The sequence below is a fragment of the Haladaptatus halobius genome (genome assembly GCF_020618475.1).
Lineage (GTDB): Archaea > Halobacteriota > Halobacteria > Halobacteriales > Haladaptataceae > Haladaptatus > Haladaptatus halobius.
Window position 1 is genome coordinate 1042046 of the sequence record NZ_CP085335.1, and the last position, 21062, is coordinate 1063107.

The 21062-nt window shown below is 56.1% G+C and carries 19 protein-coding genes; 10 read left to right on the forward strand and 9 right to left on the reverse strand.

Annotated features, from left to right (window positions below; all coding sequences use genetic code 11):
• Positions 1 to 47: 47 nt before the first annotated feature.
• Both LIW51_RS05875 and lrp read left to right on the forward strand, forming a co-directional pair.
• Entirely contained in the window at positions 48 to 275 is a 228-nt protein-coding gene (locus LIW51_RS05875; protein WP_227376276.1) for an SWIM zinc finger family protein, read from the forward strand.
• A 92-nt stretch (positions 276 to 367) separates the two neighbouring features.
• On the forward strand, positions 368 to 826 hold the full coding sequence (gene lrp, locus LIW51_RS05880) for an HTH-type transcriptional regulator Lrp (protein ID WP_227376751.1): 459 nt from the start codon (positions 368 to 370) through the stop codon (positions 824 to 826).
• A 59-nt stretch (positions 827 to 885) separates the two neighbouring features.
• Here lrp and LIW51_RS05885 read toward each other — a convergent pair whose 3' ends face one another.
• Positions 886 to 1053 carry a hypothetical protein gene (locus tag LIW51_RS05885; RefSeq protein ID WP_227376277.1) on the reverse strand — a complete coding sequence of 56 codons (168 nt, stop codon included), beginning with the start codon at positions 1051 to 1053 and terminating at the stop codon, positions 886 to 888.
• Between the two features lie 281 nt (positions 1054 to 1334).
• Entirely contained in the window at positions 1335 to 1574 is a 240-nt protein-coding gene (locus LIW51_RS05890; protein WP_227376278.1) for a hypothetical protein, read from the reverse strand.
• 271 nt (positions 1575 to 1845) lie between these two features.
• On the opposite strand from LIW51_RS05890, the gene LIW51_RS05895 reads away from it, so the two are divergent.
• Positions 1846 to 2151, forward strand: coding sequence for an SWIM zinc finger domain-containing protein (locus LIW51_RS05895; protein ID WP_227376279.1), 306 nt, complete (start codon positions 1846 to 1848; stop codon positions 2149 to 2151).
• 146 nt (positions 2152 to 2297) lie between these two features.
• Here the strand turns inward: LIW51_RS05895 and LIW51_RS05900 are convergent, their stop codons facing one another.
• Both LIW51_RS05900 and LIW51_RS05905 read right to left on the reverse strand, forming a co-directional pair.
• Positions 2298 to 2702, reverse strand: a complete 405-nt coding sequence (locus tag LIW51_RS05900; RefSeq protein ID WP_227376280.1) for a DUF5518 domain-containing protein — start codon at positions 2700 to 2702, stop codon at positions 2298 to 2300.
• Between the two features lie 465 nt (positions 2703 to 3167).
• Entirely contained in the window at positions 3168 to 4241 is a 1074-nt protein-coding gene (locus tag LIW51_RS05905) for a glutamate-cysteine ligase family protein (RefSeq protein ID WP_227376281.1), read from the reverse strand.
• A gap of 482 nt (positions 4242 to 4723) precedes the next feature.
• Here LIW51_RS05905 and LIW51_RS05910 point away from each other — a divergent pair, with 482 nt between their 5' ends.
• Complete coding sequence (locus LIW51_RS05910; protein WP_227376282.1) at positions 4724 to 5884, forward strand: site-2 protease family protein; 1161 nt, start codon at positions 4724 to 4726, stop codon at positions 5882 to 5884.
• Positions 5885 to 6307: 423 nt separating this feature from the next.
• Here the strand turns inward: LIW51_RS05910 and LIW51_RS05915 are convergent, their stop codons facing one another.
• A complete protein-coding gene (locus tag LIW51_RS05915) occupies positions 6308 to 6967 on the reverse strand; it encodes a thermonuclease family protein (protein WP_227376283.1) in 660 nt (219 codons plus the stop codon).
• A 1477-nt stretch (positions 6968 to 8444) separates the two neighbouring features.
• On the opposite strand from LIW51_RS05915, the gene LIW51_RS05920 reads away from it, so the two are divergent.
• Positions 8445 to 8873, forward strand: coding sequence for a helix-turn-helix domain-containing protein (locus LIW51_RS05920; RefSeq protein WP_227376284.1), 429 nt, complete (start codon positions 8445 to 8447; stop codon positions 8871 to 8873).
• Here LIW51_RS05920 and LIW51_RS05925 read toward each other — a convergent pair.
• Both LIW51_RS05925 and LIW51_RS05930 read right to left on the reverse strand, forming a co-directional pair.
• Positions 8870 to 9067 carry a hypothetical protein gene (locus LIW51_RS05925; RefSeq protein ID WP_227357328.1) on the reverse strand — a complete coding sequence of 66 codons (198 nt, stop codon included), beginning with the start codon at positions 9065 to 9067 and terminating at the stop codon, positions 8870 to 8872. The genes LIW51_RS05920 and LIW51_RS05925 overlap by 4 nt on opposite strands.
• 4 nt (positions 9068 to 9071) lie before the next feature.
• A complete protein-coding gene (locus LIW51_RS05930) occupies positions 9072 to 9269 on the reverse strand; it encodes a hypothetical protein (RefSeq protein ID WP_227376285.1) in 198 nt (65 codons plus the stop codon).
• Positions 9270 to 9486: 217 nt separating this feature from the next.
• Here LIW51_RS05930 and LIW51_RS05935 point away from each other — a divergent pair, with 217 nt between their 5' ends.
• The 4 genes from LIW51_RS05935 to LIW51_RS05950 all read left to right on the forward strand — a co-directional run bounded on the left by LIW51_RS05935 (position 9487) and on the right by LIW51_RS05950 (position 18069).
• A complete protein-coding gene (locus LIW51_RS05935; RefSeq protein WP_227376286.1) occupies positions 9487 to 9828 on the forward strand; it encodes a hypothetical protein in 342 nt (113 codons plus the stop codon).
• Between the two features lie 193 nt (positions 9829 to 10021).
• Positions 10022 to 11365 carry a TrbL/VirB6 family protein gene (locus tag LIW51_RS05940; protein ID WP_227376287.1) on the forward strand — a complete coding sequence of 448 codons (1344 nt, stop codon included), beginning with the start codon at positions 10022 to 10024 and terminating at the stop codon, positions 11363 to 11365.
• 3 nt (positions 11366 to 11368) lie between these two features.
• On the forward strand, positions 11369 to 14488 hold the full coding sequence (locus tag LIW51_RS05945) for a VirB4 family type IV secretion system protein (protein WP_227376288.1): 3120 nt from the start codon (positions 11369 to 11371) through the stop codon (positions 14486 to 14488).
• The gene (locus LIW51_RS05950; RefSeq protein WP_227376289.1) at positions 14488 to 18069 is read left to right on the forward strand and encodes a type IV secretory system conjugative DNA transfer family protein; all 3582 of its coding nucleotides are present in this window, start codon (positions 14488 to 14490) and stop codon (positions 18067 to 18069) included. Before LIW51_RS05945 ends, LIW51_RS05950 begins: the two co-directional genes overlap by 1 nt.
• Before the next feature lie 168 nt (positions 18070 to 18237).
• Here LIW51_RS05950 and LIW51_RS05955 read toward each other — a convergent pair whose 3' ends face one another.
• Positions 18238 to 18801, reverse strand: coding sequence for a hypothetical protein (locus tag LIW51_RS05955; RefSeq protein ID WP_227376290.1), 564 nt, complete (start codon positions 18799 to 18801; stop codon positions 18238 to 18240).
• Between the two features lie 165 nt (positions 18802 to 18966).
• Between LIW51_RS05955 and LIW51_RS05960 the strand changes: the two genes are divergently transcribed.
• The gene (locus tag LIW51_RS05960; RefSeq protein ID WP_227376291.1) at positions 18967 to 19413 is read left to right on the forward strand and encodes a universal stress protein; all 447 of its coding nucleotides are present in this window, start codon (positions 18967 to 18969) and stop codon (positions 19411 to 19413) included.
• Between the two features lie 57 nt (positions 19414 to 19470).
• Here LIW51_RS05960 and LIW51_RS05965 read toward each other — a convergent pair whose 3' ends face one another.
• On the reverse strand, positions 19471 to 20808 hold the full coding sequence (locus LIW51_RS05965) for an MFS transporter (RefSeq protein WP_227376292.1): 1338 nt from the start codon (positions 20806 to 20808) through the stop codon (positions 19471 to 19473).
• Positions 20809 to 21062: the final 254 nt, after the last annotated feature.

Consider the following 21062-nt stretch of genomic DNA (forward strand, 5'->3'; position numbering starts at 1 on the left):
GCCACGAGAACCCCGCAGCCCACCAGAACAGCGTCTCCATCGACGACGTGAGCGAAGAACTGATGGCCTGTACGTGCCCGCACCACATCCACCGCAATGCCTCCTGCAAGCACATGGCTGCCGTCAAAACCGCGACTGACGATGGGACGCTCGAGGCATTCCCATCGGAGGACAGCGAAGACGATGCCGAACCAGAAGACTGTGATTGTGACGGCCTCGGTGGTTTCCCATGCTGGCCGTGCGTGCAAACGGGACGGAAAGAACTGCCGAACTAATCTCTGCCCTCTCTCTTACTGGGTTGATTTTCAACCGGCAGTATTTAGACATTAGTCAAGAAGTAAGCGTCTGGAACGACATCACATGTCTAATGACCTACGAAAATTTAGATACAGAATTAATCAATGTCTTACTGAATGACGGTCGAGCGAGTCTCCGTGGTATTGCCGAGGATCTAGATGTCTCGGTAACAACGATTTCAAATCACCTCGAAGACTTGCAGGACACGGACATCATTACTGGCTACACCCCGACGATTGATTATGGTTCGTTAGGCTACGATGTAACAGCTGTTATTCAGCTCAAAGTGGAAGGAACGGCACTTCCGGACGTCACTGCTCGTCTGCAAGATCAACCGCAGATGATCAGCGTTTACGAAGTCACCGGTGACCATGACATCATTACGATCGGCAAATATACAGATACTGATGAAATGAATCAACAGATCAAAACGCTCCTTAGTGATGCAGACATTAATGAAAGCAACACTAGTGTAGTTCTGAACACGGCTAGCGAACATGAACAGTTCGAAATTGGAGAAGAGAGCTAAGATTGTAGAGCCACTCGAGAGGAGAGGTCACTCAAGCAGATGAACATTGTTGTCTATATCTATTCTAAACACGCGCTCGTGTGGCAATCTTGTACGTCGTCGCGGATACCGATACCCGCGATCACGATGAGCGCGATTCCAACCACGGCAGCAACCGTCTTGCCAGCAGTCGCGGCAAGCCAGTCGTGGCCGAACAGGGTGAACGCGCCGAGCAAGACAAACAACATCTCGTTGTGTCTCGAATGTAAGTGATGGCGTTCATGGGCTAATCGGCGGATGTTGCCTGTCCCGCCCCGCCGGGAGCGGGCTGACCGACACGGCACCCCAAAAAATGGGGGGGTCTCGGCCTTAAATTAGACCGAGGATTTTCATCGCTGTTGCGACCGAACCGAATGCGTAGAAGGCGATTTGACTTTTTTCAGCACTTGGTCAGCGTCTTCGTCGGCCATGGTTACTTTGCGAGGTCGGGCATCACGCCCTCTTCGCTGTCAATCCCTACGAGCGACAGTTATCCCGGACGAATCCATATCATCCGACGAGCTTCGGGCTTCTTCTTTCGAATCTCGTCGTTTTCATGGAGACGGCTGAGAACGTTATACGCCGACCGTCGGGACCACCCGAGTTCGTCCGCGATCTCGCTCGTCATGTAGGGTTCGAGCGGCCTCATGACCTCTAATACGGCCTCTTCGGTGTGCTCTTGGACATACTCTCCACTCTCATTACGCGCCCTCTCATCGTTCTCTGTCATACCTGTTCCTTCATTTCCGCACGACATAAGCTTATTCCTTGTATGGAAAACGGTGGTTTTATTACCTATGCCGTATAAGGAATAAGTAGGGAGAACGGTGCCCTCAGGCGTGTCGAAACGCGCCGGGTGTTACAGCACCCGGCACCGGTCTTCCAAAATGCAACTCTGGAAAGACCATGAGTACGAAACCGCCTGTGGAACTTGAAGCTGACGAGACGGCACAGAAACGCGCGCAGTGGGAACAGTTCGGCTTCCGCGTTGAAGCCCCCGGATGGTCGATGTGACTAACGAGAGCTACGACAACCCCGCTGAGCATCAATACGTCGTCACGCTGGACGACGTGACGGGCGAGGCAATGGCGTGCACCTGCCCGCACCATGTTCACCGTGACGCGTTCTGCAAGCACATGGCTGCCGTCGAAACCGCGACCAACAACGGTACGCTCGATGCGTTCCCGTCGGAAGACGACGAGACGGATGAAGACGATACTGAACCGGCAGAGTGCGACTGTGATGGCCTCGGTGGCTTCCCGTACTGGCCGTGCGTACGGACCGGACGGGAGGAACTGCCACACTAACCACTCCTTTAATTTGTCAGTCAATGGATAGACACTGACGCCGAAGAGTAATCCAGAGGATGTTTGACTGGATAGTCGATTTCAGAACGGATCTCAAAACAGAATTAGGAGCGATGCGGTTCGAACCGGGCAAAAAACGGTTCAGGTCAGCGACTGGCCGGGCGCCCTGCCCTGCGTTTGGCCGAGCGACCCTGCAACCACGCCCCGAGCGCACCGCCCACAGCGCCGGGGATTGCGGCGACGATGACGAACAACACGCCGAAGGCGAACAGTCCCATCGCTGCAAGTGGGCCAGCCATCAATCCCACGAGAGTCAGGACGACGAGGGCAATGATAGCCCCCGCGGCGCTTGCGACACCGCCGTTAAGCGCGCCGTCACCGAGTTTGGTTCCGGACACGTAGCCAGCCACGAGACCACCGATGATGCCGGTCACCAAAGCACCGGTGACGGGGAGTGCCATATTCGTGAATGGGACGACGGCACCACTGAGGAGGCCGACGATGATCGTTGCGACGATTCCGTATACGATGGCTCGGAGTTTGAAGTCCATACCTAATGGTAGACTCACAACATCTTAACTAATTTTCATAATTCAAATATACATTTCAAAGATGGTACAAGCGGATAATTAGAATTTCGTTACAAAACAGATAGTTACGGTCACATCTCAGATTGGCAATTTTTCTCTGTGTCCGCTGACCAGTCAGCGAGCAGTAGGTAGAAACATCAATGGCGGTGCTCGGTGCGGACCTGATGTTTCGTACTGTGTTCGGCGTTACTCGTCCCCACTGTGGTTCGAACAAGCTCTCTCGACGGTTGAGGAAGCCTTCTCCGACAACCCGTACGCTGATTCATTCAAACATCTCGTGAGCACGCTGATTCTCGCCGAAACGCAGTGGACTGTAGTGGACTTGCTCGATCGCTTGGAGCGTGTCTGTTGCCATCTCCGTATTTCGATCCACAGTGATGGCCACGAGATTTGCATCCACCAGCTTCGGGAGAGAGACATCATCCGTCAGTCCTGGAGAAGATTGGACACGTCTTGTCGCAGTAGTTCTCCATACTGACACCGTAGATCACGCGCTTCATCGAAACTGATGAACTCACGCTCGTCGATGCGTGGCGTAATCGGATCGTATTCATGGACGTTGAATCCCATCCGTTCAAGGTACGTGGCAGTGGATGGCGATTCCAATCCACTGTGGATGGCCTTCTCAACATGGTGGCTGACAGTCTCGAACTCTGGAAGCGTAACTTCGTCACTTCTCACCGCACCCGTTTGATCCCCGATGTTAACGTTGGTGTGGTGGATCTGCTCCATCACTGCGTCTACCTCCTTGACGAGGCGAAGAATCTGACTTGGGAGGGCCGTATCGGGCGATCGCCATTCGACAGTTGGCATTTCATCACGTAACCGAATCGGTGTCCAGACGACATTATCGGGCGCGAAATTCGCGTGCATGCTCTCTTCATCAACACCTGCCTCGATGGCTGCTGTTTTGAATTCCTCAAAGCATTGGTCGAGGCGTCTTTCCCACTCTGCGACGGTATCGACGTAGTCCCAGAGTTTCCCGTGGTGGGGAAAGTTCTCGTACCCCTTTTTCCGATAGATATACGCACGGGCATCGTTGGCGATTCGTTCACCCTGGAAGTACGATGACGAGCTGGTCAATGCGAGCGCTGGATCAAGAGCAATGAGTGTATTAAGTTGGTCTGTAACGTTTCGCTTCTCAAAGTGAATGTGTGTTCCAGCACAATACTTCGCGTAGTCGTGGTTCGTTCCAAGAACCTCCCTCTGTATTTCACCACGGTCGCTCGGCCACTGTTCGATTGACTCGCAATTGATTGGCGTCCCGAGCGGCACAAGTATCTTATCGAGGTCATCTGCTTTTGAAAGGACTGCATCTAATTGCTGGATGAACGTCGATTCGAGGTCAGCATACGTTTCACATGGCGGTGTTTTCAGTTCGAAGAGTGGTTTGACGAACTCCTCTTCGGCATACTCAGACTCTTCTGCCAGCGCTCCTGGCGTCGTGAGCATTCCATTTCGATCGATAACCCAGTACTCTACCTCGATGCTTTTTTGCATTGATTATATCCCTGCTTGTACTCGGAGTCGTTCCTGCGTTCCGTTCCCACTGAGGCATATATCGTCAAGCAACTCGGCAGCGGGATCAGTAAGTCCCATACGGTTCCAGCTTTCAGGAGACACCGATACTAAGCGACACTCGACGAAGAATTTGCCACAGAAAACTTCATTGCATGATCGAATGCTAAAGATGGCTCACACGCCATCGAGGGCACACCTCTCGGTTGGTTATCAGAGACATCCTCTGTCGAGGATCCGAACTCACTCAGTTCAAAACGAACGGTATTGGATGAGATATGCTTCCTGGACATTATCATAACTACATGCCGGAGAGGGAAAGTCTCATGGGAGGAAAATGCGGTACTCCGAGATTAGTTCAATGGCAGTCGCTATCTGGAAACAGAAATTCGCTTGTCGGTCCGAACCACCAACGTTCGCTATTCGGGGGATTACCTGATAGGGCTTGAACCCGTAGTAGGTACATGGCGAGTCTCCGTTTCGGTTCGCTGTTCGGCATCCCGATCAGATTGGGCGTTTCGTTCTTGTTGATCCTCCCACTGCTGGCCTACCTCATCGGTTCGCAGGTTGGCCTCACAGTGAACTTGATCAACGGGATCTTCGGGACGACACTCGATCCTGCACCGCTTACCGCGGGGTTACTCCCCTGGCTCTTGGGAGTGGGCGCTGCACTCGGCCTCTTCGCCAGCGTTCTCTTGCACGAACTAGGCCACTCACTCGTAGCACGCCGGTATGGCCTTGAGACTGAATCGATCACGCTGTGGTTCTTGGGCGGTCTTGCACAGTTTGCGGAGTTGCCTGACGACTGGCGCCAGGAGTTCGCGATTGCCATCGCCGGCCCGGTCGTTAGCGTTGCACTTGGGGTCCTGTTCTACGGGTCGTTCGAACTGCTCGCTGGCAGGCTCCCCGCAGTTCGGTTCGTGATCGGCTACTTAGCTGTGCTCAACGTGGTGCTTGCGGCGTTCAATATGCTTCCGGGATTCCCGATGGATGGTGGGAGAGTCCTCCGCGCGGTGCTCTCGCGTAACCGGTCGCGCCTGCGGGCGACCCGCATCGCAGCTGCCGTCGGGAAAGGATTCGCGTTCCTACTTGGAATCGCTGGGGTCGTTACGTTCAACCTGTTTTGGATCCTCATCGCCTTCTTCATCTATATCGCCGCAACGAGCGAGACCAGCCAGGAGGTTATGCAGGCGGCCTTCGAGGGACTGACCGTCAGGGAGATAATGACGCCGGCGGCCGAACTCGATACGGTGACACCCGAGACGTCGATCGATACCTTGCTTGACCGGATGGTCCGCGAACGTCACACCGGGTATCCGGTCGTCGACAACGATGACCTCGTCGGCATCGTCACGCTCGAAGACGTCCAAGAACGAGCATCCGACCGCCGAGATGATGCGACAGTCGATGACATCATGTCGATAGATCTGGTGACGGTCCGACCCGGCGGCGAGGCGGCGAATGCGCTCACGACCCTCCAGCAGGAGGATATCGGTCGGCTTCTCGTAACCGAAGGCGATGGCTCGCTCGCGGGTCTGATCTCGCGGACAGACCTGATGACAGTCCTCGAAATCACCCAGACCAGTCAATCGACGGCCGCCACCTCACCGACGATCGAACGCTGAGTATGATTCATCGGGAAGGAGTTTCAACCCGAGGGCCGGAGGATCGACCTGGTTGGTGAATACGTGATTCAAAGCATCGAAGATACCTACAATCCCTCGGTCGGCCATTTTCACCTGAGTTCCTTGAACGTGTTATTGGTCACGATGGGCTATTTCGGGACAAGAGTTACTCTGTGATTTCCTGCGTGAGGATTTCGCGAAGAGAGCGAGAGACTCTGGAACTGGCGTAGTGGGTCGGGTCAAACGGACTTTTACTCATGTGCAACGCACAATGGATAATCGAGGTCGTTCGTCATCACGGAGACGTGGGGCACAGTAATTCCGCTGCCGAAGATGCAACCGTAGTGTGGTGTGTCCACTCCTGCTTAGTGCAACAGGCGGTAGTGAATGTTCGATGCAGAATATCGCGTTGAATGAGAGTGATTAGGCTGTTGTCGTGGTCGTATTCCAGCGACCGGAGCCGTTCTGTTTGGCCTGCTGCTGTTTTTGCAGGAACTGTTGGCGTTTGCTGAACTGGCCATCTGGGACGCGAGCGTAGCCAATACGGACCAAATCAGTGTTGAACATGAAAGCGCCGATATAGACGTACGCTTGCATGTGGCCGTTTACTGTGTTCGCCTGCGGATCAGTGACGACGGTGACGACTTGATGATCTAATTGCGAGTTCGTATAGCAGAGCGCCTGCTTTTGGATCGTCCCATTCTCGGGAACGCTTACACCGATCAACTCCACGATTTGCGTTGTTCCGTCGTGTTTGATCTTGATTGTGGTCGGATCGATGATCGTGGTGACGCGCGCTTGGAATCGATCACTGCCCTCGGGAGTATCAATTCTCGCAGTCGTCGGCTGCCGCAGAGACGTCGTCTGCGTCCGTGTCTGCGTCTGGGTTTCTGTGGTCGTCGTGGTCGCAGTAGTCGACTCTCCCGCTGCTGTCGTCGTGCTGACGGTCGTCTGCGTCTGTGTCTCTTTGTTCGTGGTGGTCGTCATTGGAGTCTCGCTACTGCCACCGAATCCGAGACCACCGAGACAGCCTGCACACACGATGAGCAGTATTAGGCTGAACGCGGGGAGCGAACGATGCATACCGGTGGTCGTCACTCTGTTTAGTTCAACATTGCGGGTACCGAATGATGCGCGTTGGCGAGCGAATGGAAGCGAACGCTCCGCACCGACTGGTCTCAGCTGACCGCCCAGCAGCGCCGAATGACCGCCACTGGCGAACGGTGGACAGTCGGCCGGCACAGACGGGTGCCCACCCAGCTGAAACACACCGGATTTCATCTGCTTTTCCACCGGCCAGACAGTCAGCTCCAGCTCCTGACAGTCCCGCTGATGACACACCAGGGTTCCGCTGTAAACAGCGCTCGCTTGACAGTCCCACCATCACTAGATCTAACGCTCTCCTGCTGGTACGCAGAGGACAGTCCACCGGGCTCTAGCCTCCTTATCCTACTGTGTTGCTCAGTCTTGGACAGTCCAATATGCTGGTCTGTACCTGGCTCAGGGCAGTCCTCTGACCTCCTGTGGACAAGTCTGGTAGTGCTGTTCACTGTCGCCTTCTCGTGCGTTCTGTGGAAGACTGTCGCTCTCCTGTAGACATCCCAGTATGGCGTCCATGTGGCACCCCACCTCTGTCGTCACACGGGCATGTCGTGAGCACGTGCCGCTGGCACCCCAGTTAGTGCACCAAGACTGGTTGACTGCGTGTCGCTCGTCGGCACCTCACTCCAGTGTGGATACTGGCACCCCATACAGGCGCTCAGTGGTTCCCTCTTCTGTCCCAGCAGGGCAGACTGTCTCCTGTACTCTCGTCTGTTGCTATTTCAAGGGTGTCACGGCCATACTCGTTTATGCTGGCCGTCATTCCACTTCCGCTGTCGCGGTCGCTGTGCTGATGCGGCCTCCCCGCTGTGCGGTACACTGCCCGGTGCTACTCATGGCAGCTTGCCGCCAGTGCTGTATCGCTGTTCCTGTTGGCACCACGCAGTTCTCAGCGGATCCGCTGGTCGCACTCCTGGACTGTCCCCCCTTTCGTTGTTCGTTTTCTCACGGTTGTCCGGCACGGCCTGACTGTCCCATCTCTTGGTGTTCTTCTTTCCCAGTTGTTCTGCATGGTGGACTGTCCTATTCTTCGTGTCCTGGCCGTCGTCGACGCTTCGCTCTGGGAGACTGTCTGGGTGCTGTTGCTCCCGGCTGGCTGCTCTCTCGCATTACCCAGATGCCTCTGCTGGTCGCCTGTTGGGGTGCCTCTATTCACACCGCTCTAGCTAAATTTTCTCGTGTGTCATTCTGGGGTGCCCTCTTGCTGGTTACTGGCTCAGCATTTACCCTGCTGACAATAGCTCCACCTATCTGACATGCTATTCTGGTGGCTTGCATTTTCTTCGCAACCACCACTGCGAGACCAGGGCTAGGTCATCAGAGGAAACCCAGTGCCTAACTGATCCTGTTGGAATTTCGCTTCCATCCCACAGGTGATTCTCCCTCTATTATTGTCGGGAGGATGAATTTGATGTACAATTGTCGGTAAAATTTTGACGGTCGTCGTGGTAGTGAGAGTATGGACGAACCTAAGTCGTGGGATGCTTTGATCGACGAACTTCGCGGCAACCGCGCCGAACTCCTGTTAGCGATTAACGATAATTATCCGGCCGAGACACCGAAGCGTGAGCTTACTGACACCGTCAACTCCGTGAATTACCACCTCGGCATTCTCGAAGAGTGGGGCCTGATCGAGGTCGTCGCTCACGAGCAGCAGGGCGACCGAATCCCCGCCCGTGTGTTCTCGCTTACCGACCGGGGCCGTGAGGCGGTCGAGGACTTGTTCGAACAGACGGATGCTCGGCCGATTCCGTCGGCTGTTGAGCAGCATATCGAGGACCTCCGACGCGAGATTGAGGATGTAAGAGCGGAGGCACAAGCAGCTCAAGAGCGGGTCGACCAACTCAAAGAGTGGATCCGCGCGAATGTGACTGAAGTGGAGAGCTAGGTATCAGACTCAGGCTTGGCGAAGTAGACGTTCACGACGAGGCTGGTAATGATGAGGGCAGCCGCGGCTGCAGCCATACCTCCGATGACAAAGCGGAGGACGCCAAAGGAAATGAGGAGCAGAGGGAACCCTACTGCGGACCGCTTGATGGTCTGAATGATTTTCTGGCTGAACGTGAGGTTCGAGGAGCTCATCTCGTTAGTCAGTCTCGTTGGATACGTATTCGTCGAACCGCTCTAAAAGCCCTTCGCCGTGTTCTGATCGCGATTCGAGGTCTTTCTTGATGAATTCTTGAAGCCGATCGCCGACTTTGGGGTAACTTCGGGGGACGGTTTGTTTCCAATCTTGCCACGTGTCTTCCTCGTCGTCGGGTATTTCGAGCGGGTACGTGATCATTCGTTTGTCAGGTGTTCCCTAGTTAGCCATAAGTATCTTCGTGGTTACCTCCACTATTGATAGCTTACTAATGGTTAGCTGTCATTACCATATGATAGCTAATATTTTGATAGACTACCGTGGGTTAGCTATTAGTATCCTCAGGTTATCTTTGACGACGAGGTCGCCCCGAATGAAACCTACAATCGACCATCTCGGCAAATTCTTGCACCGATTCATGACTCCGAAAACACTGGCGATCACCGCAGGTGTCGCGCTCATCGCCATCGACCCCGTGGCGGCAGCGGGGGCCTGCGACGTCCCCAATGCGTCGAACGGTATCAACCAAGGCGGGCAACTGCTCCGAAGTATCCTCGTTCTCGCCGGAATTTTCGTCGGTGGGAAATCTATGATATCCTCGCGCGGTGGCGGGAGTCACGGCAAGGCAGGCTCGCGGAAAACCCTCGGGGTTGCCGTCGGCCTGTTGTTCGCTGGCGCGGCACTTCCGCAACTCGCTGGATGGATTCTCGGGATGTTCGGGAGTTCGCTTTCCGATGTTGGTCTCGGCTGCATGTTTTAATCACCGACGAACGGCCTACTGACCATCCTCCTTCGATCACGCCATGACCAATCACACTGTGTTTCGAGTGCTCTCATGTCTACTCCTCGTGAGTACGTTTACTGTCGGGCTTTCTGTGGGCCAGTCAACACCGACTGCCACGCCTACGGATAACTCGACGAATGCGAGCACTGGAAACGCGACGAATCAGACGATGACGCAACAACCCACTGTTAACCCATACGGACAAGGGTATCTGAACAAGACGGGGAAATACAACTCGAATAACAGCACCCTCGGTGTGTATAATAACTCGACGGGGATGCAGAAAGGCGGCGGCGGATTCATTTATAACTCAATATTGGATGGCTTCCTCACCATTTTGAGTTACTTCGTGAAGGGCCTGTTCTGGCTGATTGACGCCTTTCTGGGGCTCGCCGTGAAGATGATAACGTTCACGCCCGCCCCGCATTGGGGAAGTGGCTGGTACCAGGACCCTGGCAATACGATTTGGCCCGAGAAGTACCACGATTGGAAGTCCAACGCTCAGCCATGGACATTCTTCATCTGCATCATGGCAACGGGAATTTACCTCGCACTCGGACAACGTGGCTTCGGCATCCTTCCCGCCCGGTATGAGCGGCAGGGATCGAAACATCTCATCCTTGCGTGGGTGATGGCCTTCTGGGGCTGGCAACTTGTCGGATTCTGGCTGAACATCTCCAACGCACTCGGCCATGGGATAACCGCCGACCTCACCCAGACGTCGATCGCGTCAAACGGGCTGAAAGGTGTGTTGCTCATCGGGTTATTCTTTGTCGCGATCTGGAATATCTGGATATTCCTCGTCATCATCTCGTTAGTGAGCCTGCGGTTCATCGGGCTGACGGCACTCTCCCCGTGGATACCGTTTTTCTTCGCGTTAAAGGCGCTGCCCATTCGCGGATTGGGAATGGTCGGGGATGGCCTCACGAAGTTGTGGTTTATGCTCTCGCTGGTCACGCTTCCTGTCTCGATCGCCCTGTCTGTGGGTTTCAGTCCGATGACAACAGACATCTTCAAGACCTACGGCATCGGCGGGCTCCAGCTCATTGCGATGCAGCTCGGGACGGCCGTCGCGTGTCTCGTGATGCCTTACGTGATGTATCAAAAGGGCGGTCAGGCACTCGCCTCTGTAGGCGTGGTTGGATCGGCACCGACCGCCGAAGGGATGCGCCAGTCCTATCAGAACCAACGCGAACGTGCAGCCGAAGTCAAGGAATCGACCCGACTGACCGTAAATGGTGCGCGTGACACCCATCGCGGGTTGCGTGGTGCCGACCCCGTTGGTGATGGTGGCACTGGCTACGCGACCGGGCAGGCCGGACGCCAGACCTTCCAGACGTACACCCAGCCGATCAACCAACGGATTCAGAACATCCGTGGCGGCAGTAGCATCGACCCTGAAACTGGTGGCGAAATCCAGCACGGACTTGAGCGCCATTTCCCGGAGAACGATGAATTAGAACAACTCCGGCAGGACCGACTGAACGAAATCCGAAACAAATTGCAGGACTAAACCATGAGTGACGACAATAGCAACTCAGGCGGGCGTATCGGCCTTGAAACAATCATTCCTCAGGAAACGACCGGGAGCGTCTTCGCGACGGTGCTCGGGCTTTCCATCGGGGAGCTAGCTCTAGTTGTCCTCCCTACCGCTCTCTTAGCCTACATCGAACTGACGTATGTCTCGGTGCCGGTGATGTGGTTCTTCATCTCGGTGGGGGGACTGGCGGGCGGGCTGTACTTCGCCGTCAAACGAACGCCGTGGTACGCGACACCGCTCGAGACGATCTCGAAGAAGTTCGACTACCTTCGCTCGCGCTTCCGCATGCCGCTCGTGGGCCCGGACGCGGCGGACGTCCCCGGTGTGACGGGCGTGCATCCCGAATATGATGCACTCGAAACTGACGATGGGACACTCTTCACGCACGTCACGGTTGACCTCCAGAACGTTTCGGAACATGACCGGGCAGAATGGATTCTCGACGCCGCAAGCCTCGCGAACGGCATCAACAAGCACATCGCACAGGCCGAGTCCGACGGTTTCGACGTGAAGATTCACCTGCCACAGACGCCTCCGCGCGATATCTCACAAACGGACGCCCTTGACGAAGCGGCCTTTGACGAGACGCTTCCCCAGGCGGCGCGTGAGTATGCGAGTTCGCAAGCAGAGCACTACGTCGAGTGGCTGGCAACGTCGGGGATGATGGAACGAACGTGTACCATCGTCGTCTGGATAGCCCCGCATGAAGTTGAGACGCCGACCGTCGATTCAGGATACATCGCCCAACTTGCCGACCTCTTTGGCTCCGGTGTCTTCTCGGCGGGCGATGTAACGAAGGACAATCAAGCCGTCGCCCTCGATCACCGGGTTGAGACGGTACAGAAAGCAGTTGCGAGTGTGTCAAACGGAACGCGCCTCTCTGCCGATGAGAGCGTGGCCTACCTCCGACAGTTCTGGTTGGACGAACAGACGCCGTTCAGCTACTCCAAGATCACCTCTGACGCGCCGATACCAGATACTGCATACGTCAGTGGCGACCGCGATGAGAGCGACGAGACGGGCGCTGACGACGACCAGGACGGATGGCCACAGAAACTCCAGCCAGTACGCGACTGGTTTGCCCAACAGACGTCCTCGAATGCACGCGAACGGGCGATCTACGGCCCGGCGAACGTCAACGAGCAGGTCAACAGTGTGGGTGTCAACGACGACTTTTACACGAGCAGCCTGTGGGTTGTTGGCTGGCCGTCGTCGCCCTCTCCCGGCTTCCTGACCGATGCTCTCACTGTTCCCGGTGTCCGACTCGACACGTCTCTCTACGTCCACGCAACGGACTACCGGGAGAAGATGGACGAACTCGCCACCGACCAGGAGTGGCTATCGGCGATGGGTATCGAGAAGGAAGGGAAGCAGGCAAAGGCCGATGACGCGGACGTCGCCGCCACACAGAAGATTATCCTTCGCGATCACATGCGCGATAACGGTGTCGAGTGCTCGGAGGTGTCGATGGTCGTCACCGTGCGGGCAGACACCCGAGAAAAAGCCTTGCAACTCCGCAAGCACGTCAAGACGGAGTTCTTGGGACCGAACGATATCGTGGCGACCGAGGCGGACGACCGCCAGCTCGCCGCGATGAAAACCACGAGTCCAACGCCCGGGGACGCGTTCGACGATGCCTCACAGAACGACACGCGATTCGAGATGCCCTCCGACACGTTGGGAGCCATGTTCCCGATGGCGGGCGGGTATCAGACCCACGAATCGGGGACTATCTACGGGATGGCACTCGTGCGCTCCGGCGCACCACTCGGGTTACTGCAGGTTGACCGCCGGACGCTGTCGGTCCCCCATCGGTTCTGGGTTGGTCGGTCGGGATCCGGCAAGTCGTTCAACATTAAGGATTTGCTGATTGCCGATATGCTCCGCAAGCGCAACCTCCGAACCATCATCGTCGATATCGCTCGCGGGTTCGATGGCGTGGTTGAGATATTCGACGGCGGAAAGGTCGTCGTCGGTGAGACGAACATCAACCCGTTCGAGGTCCGTGCTCCCGGCGAACACGGGGAGGGCTTCACGGCTGACCTCTCCTCGAAGATCAACCTCATCGCTGATATGTTCTATCTGTACCTGCAGGAGAACGCGACGGATCCCGAAGAACTCCGTGCGACACTCGTCGACCTGATTCGAAAAACGTACTCACAGGCGGGGATCACCGACGACCCACAGACGCACTCGAAGGAGAAGTCACCGACGATGGTTGACTTCTTCAGCGTTCTTGGCGACGCTGCGAACAATCCCGAGGACTACACGACGGAAGGAACGGACGTCGAGGTCGAGGACATGATCGAGCATGCGGGGACGCTGCTCACGGCACTTCGGCCGTTCAAGCCGACGCCCGACGACGAACCCGATGCCGCCTTTGAGTGGATGAGCGGTGAGTCGGATGTCGATCTCTCTTCACGCGTGCTCTACTTCGATATGCAGAAGTTCGAGGGGAAGCCCGCCGTCGAGAAGGGGATGGCGATGGCCTACATCCTCTCCATCGCCCCGGAAGTGGCGAAACAGACGAACAACTACGTGGATGTCGTCATCGACGAAGCACACGATCTCTTCCGGGAAGTCGCACAGGCTGGCCGTCTCGAATCGATGGTTCGCGCCGGGCGGAATGCAGGGTTGATGTTCGACTTCGTCAGCCAAGCGGACGACGACTTCAACGAGGACGCTGCCAAGCGAATCGCCAAGCAGTGTGCCATCTCGGGATGGCAAAATTTCGGGAAGATGGGGCTGTCTGACCCCGAGCCGTTCGGGCTGACGGACATGCAGGCCGGACAACTCGCGGGCGGGTTGGCCGCCGGGGACGATAAACGGACGTCCTATTCCGAATGTCTCGTCGACGTGGACGGTGACGTGTATCGGGTTCGCAAGCGCGTGAGTGACTACGCGAAGGCCATTCTCGACTACCGTGAGTCCGACGACGGCGACTTTGACGACTACCTTGCCCGTGAGTTGGCCGACAATGCTAGTGACCAGGAGGACAGCGAGACGGACGACACAGAACGCACCGACGAGACTGCCGAGGAAGAGAGCAGCAGCGAACCACAGTCATTTGCACCGAAACCGATGGAGGCTGACTAATGACGACTGAAATAGGCGAACTCACCGAACGACTCCGGCAGAACCGCAAGCGAAAGAAGATCAGTGACATCGAAGCGTTCGAACTCGGCATGAAAGAGCGGGGCATCATCGACCGTGAGAGCGAGCAACTCGATAAGCCGGTCTACAAGGTGCGTCCGTATCGCGGTGAGGGTGGGGTTCGCGAGGCGATCACCCTGTTGAACGGGATGCACGAGACGGCCGGGAGTCCCGAGACACACGCCTTCGAAATCGTGTATGATGAGGAGATCCTTGACTTCCGATTCGTCCCTGGGAGTGGTATCATCGGGAAGAATCTTCGCGACCAGTTGTTCGAGGACTATCCCGATTCGACGGTTGAACAGCTCCCCGAGGCGTTCCCGGCGTGGGAAGACGATGAGTACGTCGCCGGAGCCCGGATGCATTTCTTCAAGAGTACGGAGTACCCGATTCGGCACATCGACATTGACGGGTTCGGGGACGAAGACGGTGGTCGGAAGAACGTTCGGGATCCGTTCAAGAATATTCTGACGAAGGTCACCGGCGGGAGTACTGACGTGATGCTGCAGGTCGTCTTTCGGCCTTCCCAACAGGGGTTCCGGTACCGCGGGAAGATGGCGAAGGTCGCCGATCGAATGCGAGCGCCGAACACACGTTTCCTGACCGATTACCCCGCGACGGACGTCGAGAAACAGGCCGCGGATATCATCGAAAATCAACAGAATGAGTCGATGTATGAGATTGAAATCCGCGTTCTAGCGGCTTCAAGTACGAAGGAAGCGGCCGAAGGCCGGGTTCACTCGGTCGTGCACGCCCTTGATGAGTTCTACGAGAGCCACAACCGACAGGGGTTCTACGGGACACCCGTCGGGAATACCACGTTACGGTCGGCACGGAGCGACATGCATTCGTTCCTGTCGGCATCGGCGAGTCGATCGTTCGAAGACTACACGAACATGAAATGCACAGCATCAGAACTGGCGGGTGTCGTCCATCTCTCCGGGGACGTGAACAACCCGCACATCGACTATTCCGAGTCACGCGCTGGTATTCCCGTCCCGATCGGGACGCCACGCTTTGACTTCGCCCGTGCAGGGTTAGACGAGACGGCGACACCACTCGAACGGCAGGTCGCGATGTTCAACGCCAGCGCTCCCGGAAAGCCGTACTGGATCGGCACCGGTGCACGAAAAGGTACCGAGGCAGGCATCCACGAAGACGTGTTCAAACGCCACGTGTTCGTTCCCGGGTCGACAGGATACGGGAAGACAACCCTGCTAAAGAACCTCTTCCGGCAGATGATGGATCGCGGTGTTGGTGGGATGTTCTACGATCCGAAAGGCGACGATGCCGAAGACGTCGTTTCACTCGTTCCTGAGGGACGCGAGGACGACGTGATCTACATCGAACTTGGAGGGAATCGGGACAAACAGGTCGGTTTCAACTTCCTCGAAGTCCCGTCGAGTGCCGACCCGGACACGCCAGCATACAAAGAGGCGGTCGAAGCCCTTGCCGACGACCTGGAGGCGCTGATCTCCCTCGCTGGTGGTGAAGAGGACTACTGGGGGCCACGGATGAAACGAGTCGTTCGGAACATGGTTCGGGGCATGGCGAAAGCGGGCTACGACTGTACGTTGCTGGACATGTATTTCGCACTCGTCAGTCAAGAGCGCCGCGAGCAGTACGCACAGATGCTCGAGGACGAACGGATTGACTGGATTGTCGAGTACGCCCGTGAGCAACTGGCGGACATGGAGGATTCGGATCTCGAACCCCTGGTTGGCCGGCTACAACAGTGGATTGAGAACCCGATCACGCGCGAGCTCGTCTCGTACCCGAAATCCACGTTCTCCGTCGAGGACGCCATCCGAGAGGGGAAAATCATTGTCGTCGAGGACAACACAACCTCCGAGACGGTAGGAACGATGGTCGCAACTGCGTTGATTCGGCGTATCTGGGTGGCCGTTCGCGAACAGTCACGGATGGGTGAGAAGCCGCCGATGTTCTACTCCATTCTCGACGAGTTCGACAAAATCATCTCCTCGAACTCGAACATCGCCCGCATTCTGTCGTTGGCACGATCGAAGAATCTCTCCATCATCGGTGCGTGTCAGGATCTTTCGAATCAATTGGAAGGCAAAGAACAGATCCAGAACGCGATTCTCGGCCAGTGTGGGACGATTCTCAATTTCAACCCACAGCGACCGGGAGAGGCACGTCTCATGGCGAAACGGCACAGCGAGGATATCGGGCAACAGGACTTGGCCAACCTCGGGAAGTACCAGCTCTATATGCGAACGGACAACGAGCACGGTGAACCCACCAAGACCTACAAGGTCGGCACGTTCCCCCCGATTGACGAAGTTGAGGACGTTGCCCGGACAGCCGAGGACAGAGAGGCGCTCATCGAACGGTCGCTCGAACAGTACGGTGGTGATCGCCGGACGAGCGAAGATCAGAAACGAGATTCCAAATTCTATGACTACGATGAGACTGACGAGGACTACGAACTCACCGAGGAACGCGAGACGTTGATTCTCAAAGCCGCCTACGACGTTGCACTCACCGACGACGAGAACACGGATGGCTACGTCCGCGACGAACGCGTCTGGGAACAGGCGAAAGACTGGATGGGATTCGACACGCTCCGCGGTACTCAGTTCTGGGGCATGGTCGACTACATCCCTGACACGCGATTAGACCGAAGCGAACGCGACGGGGATATGTACCTCAAGTGCACGCCGGAAGGCCGGGCGTTCTTCCTCGCGACGGGCGTATCCTCGACCTCGGGCAAGGGTAAGCATCGCGAACTACTCAAAGACGCCTATGACCCGCTCACCTGTGCTGGATTGGACGTCCGTCTCCCTATCCAGACGGGAGAGGGAGCCGCCGATGGCATCGCAAAGGTACCGTTCGAGACGACTGTCTCACTTCGGAACGCCGATAAAGTACGTGCACAGCTCGAAGACGAGTATCCTATCTTGTTCGAACTCACTGACGGGGCGGATGTCGCTCTCGAATCGGAGTCATCGACCGGGAAAACGCAACCTTCCCAAACACTCGTCAACCTCGGGAAAGCCGTCGCAAACGGCCAGAAGTGCGTGTTCCTGTGCCGGGAGAAGACAGCGGATACCGTAGAGGGAACGCTGACCGACCCGCCATTCAAAGCAAAAGATGGGTCGTTCTACAATCACTCTGGTCATCCAGTGCGAATCAACGGCACCACGTTCCCCCGGCCAGACGGGATGACCGAGACAGTCTGGCGCGAACGCGATGAGCAGTACGTCCTCGAAGACCAGGATGGACGGGTCTATGCCCGCTTCGATTCGCGCGACGCCATCTTTACAGACGCAAACTCCTACCCCGAACGGCGATTAGACGGGGACGGAACAGGCTGTATCACGAAGCCTGTGATTCCCGGCGAGTGGTCAAGCGACGACTACGAGATCCTTATCGTTCCTGAAGACGCTGAGACACCGCGGGACATCGTTGTCCGTCGTGAGGGTGAGGACATACTGTTGGTTGAGTTGCACCATGCGGAAAAGGACTCGTCGTCGTTCGCTGAGCGGTTAGACGCGATCTGAGAGAGGAAGTAGAGGCGACGCATCCGGTGATTAAAGGACGCGGAATTTTGCGTTGCTATTTAGGAACCTTGCCAAGCTGGCTGAAGAGGTAGCCGAGCCGAGTGACTCCTGTTCGGCGAGTTCAGCATAGCCACAACGAGATCTATAATCCCTTGATGACAGTCACGTTCACGTCTCAGACGGTCGTCCGTTGATCGCCTCTGGTGAGGCGGCGGATTCAGGCCCATATCGACGACGAACAGCCTGAATGCCAGCCATAAGGAGAACTGCGAGCGCTGCAATTACAAGGGACTGAATCGTCGGAAATGACCCAATTGCTGCGGCGAACGTTGCGACGTACGCCATCGGCTGGAGCGTATTCAAGAGATAGAAGACGCCGGTCGTCCCTGCGAGTGCAACGAATGCACTTCCAATCACGCGAAGTGCTGGTTCCGACATCGGTTCGACAGCAGTGGGTGCAATCCCCTGTGCAAGTGCCATGTATGCTACCCAGCCGACGCCTAATGCAGCTGTGTAACTGATGATAACGACTGCCGGGGCATTATCTGAACTGTGAGCATCAAGGGCGAGAAGATATGCTGCAGGACCAAGTGCAAGGATGATCGCCCAATAGCCTGAAACGAATACGGTCCCCCCGAGAACAAGGAGAAGCAGGAGACCGTGTCCGCTGGCCCATAGCACGCGCTCGTTCACACTCATGACTTCAACTTCGTGATCGTCGTGGATGTGCATTACGCATTTGAGCCCTCTACAGGGTGAGCAGGGCGAGTGCCTCGGGGCGTAACTCCGAGGCAGTTCACCGACTCCGCGCTTCGTTTGGAGACATTGAAATCGGAGAGTTAGTGACCAACGTTATACCGTTTCGCAAAGTACCGTTCTAGAGGGACGAACCAACGTATGTTCGACCGAATACTCATTCCGACGGACGGTAGTGACCCAGCTAAGCCTGCGGTGGAGATGGCACTCAATCTGGCCAAAGTCCACAACGCCACGCTTCATATACTCTACATCGTCGATCAGCCGGTGTCCGTCTCTGGAATGGGCGAGGGGTTCTCCGGCTTGGACGACCTTTTAGATGCGCTTGAAAAGAGAGGCCAGCAGGCAACGAAAGCCATCGTCGAACAGGCCAGAGAACGAGATATCGAGACGACGGCGGCTGTTCGCCGTGGAAACCCGCATGACGATATCCTCACCTACGCAGAGGAATATGATATCGACGTCATCGTCATGGGGACGCACGGGCGGACTGGCGTCAAACGAGCCCTCCTCGGAAGCGTCACCGAAAACGTTGTGCGTCACTCCGAGATTCCGGTATTAACTGTCCACCGAGATCCCGAAGAGTAAGACACGAACGTTAACAGTGTATTTGCTACTGGGTAAGAGTAGGTGAGTGAAGAGAGGCTAGTGAAGAGCAGCTTCGCCAGCAGTCTCTTCGGGCTCCGAAATCAGCCATTTGAGAGCTGCCGCAACGATGACACAGAGCAGGCTCAGTACGATGAAGACGGCAAAGCCTCTCGCATAGCCGATGTGACCATATATGTCCACGAAGAGTCCCATTAACGGAAGGATGACGAGCGTTCCGCCGCCGCCGATGCCACTGATCCACCCCGATGCCCCACCAACTGCTTCCGGGATGAACTTCGGCACCAGTTCGAACACAGCTGCGTTGGCGAATCCCATCCCGGTTCCGAGCACCATCATGCCGAGGATAGCCGGCCAGAATCCAGTGACAATCGTCATGATCGCTCCACCGAGGGCCATAATACCGAAACTGATGATAGCAACAATTTCGCCGCCAAATCTGTCGCTAACACTGCCAGCGGGAACCCGGATGAGCGACCCGTAGACGATGAAGATACCCGCGAGAAGGCCTGCTGTAGTGAGTGTGAGTTCGTGGAACTGCTCCCAGTAGGTGGGGAACCAAGCCGAGAGGGAAGTGAATCCACCACCGAAGGAGACTGTGTAGAGGAAGACGAGAATCCAGGTTCGACGGTTTCTCGCGGACGTTTTCAGAGAGTCCCACGTGCCACCCGACGGGAAGATGTCTTGGCCGAGGTCTTCCGCAATTTCTTGCGATTCCTTGGGGGGTTTGCCCTTCTTGCGGAGTTGGAAGTAGTACGGATCGACAGCGTACACTGCGTAGATCGCGGTGGCGACAAGAAGAAACACCAACCAGGCCGAGTACGCCATCGTCAGTCCCCAGATGCCGATGAGGACGGGAAGGACGTAGACGACCATCCCAGGGCCGATGTTACCGACGCCGGCGAACGCACCGAGTGCGAAGCCCTGTTCATCACTGGGATACCAGTAGGAGGTTTGTGTGATTCCGGCCGAGAACGTCGCTCCACCTGCACCCGCCAGGAATCCGAAGAAAACTAGGATGGGGTACAGACTCATGTCGAAATTCTCCGGATAGGTCAGGAATAGCGTGATAACTAGACCTGTCGTTCCAACGATTGTCGATGCCATGAGGATGAGGAGTGGTTTCCGTCCGCCGACTTCGTCTACCCATGCACCGAACGGGATTCTGAGAATCGCTTTGCTAAGGTGAGGTGAACCCAGTAGTAATCCGTGGAGCACGCCGGCAAGCGCTAAATGCTCTTCTAATATTGGCCCTGCCGCACCGTAGAAGACGATAGTGGTGAGGCCCGCATAGAAGACGAGCGTGGACATGATGAGCCCGCGTTTGGGCGTCCCTGCAATGTCGTGTTCATCCGCTAGTTGTCCTGCTTCAGCCATATTACTCAATAGTGTTTTCCTGTCGTCTACGATATTCGACCAGATCTTCATCAACACCTTCAGCTATGCAGCATTGCCTTCGCTCGATATTTGGGAGATGTGTCGTAGCCATCTTCGTACAGTTTGAGTCACGACGACGGCCCCCCTTGTCTTTGTCGAATTATTTTTTGAGTGTCAATTTTTGAAAACCCGAATTCCGTATTCTCAGTTCCTCGCGGGTACTGATAAACTGCTGCAGGTTGATATCTCATCAG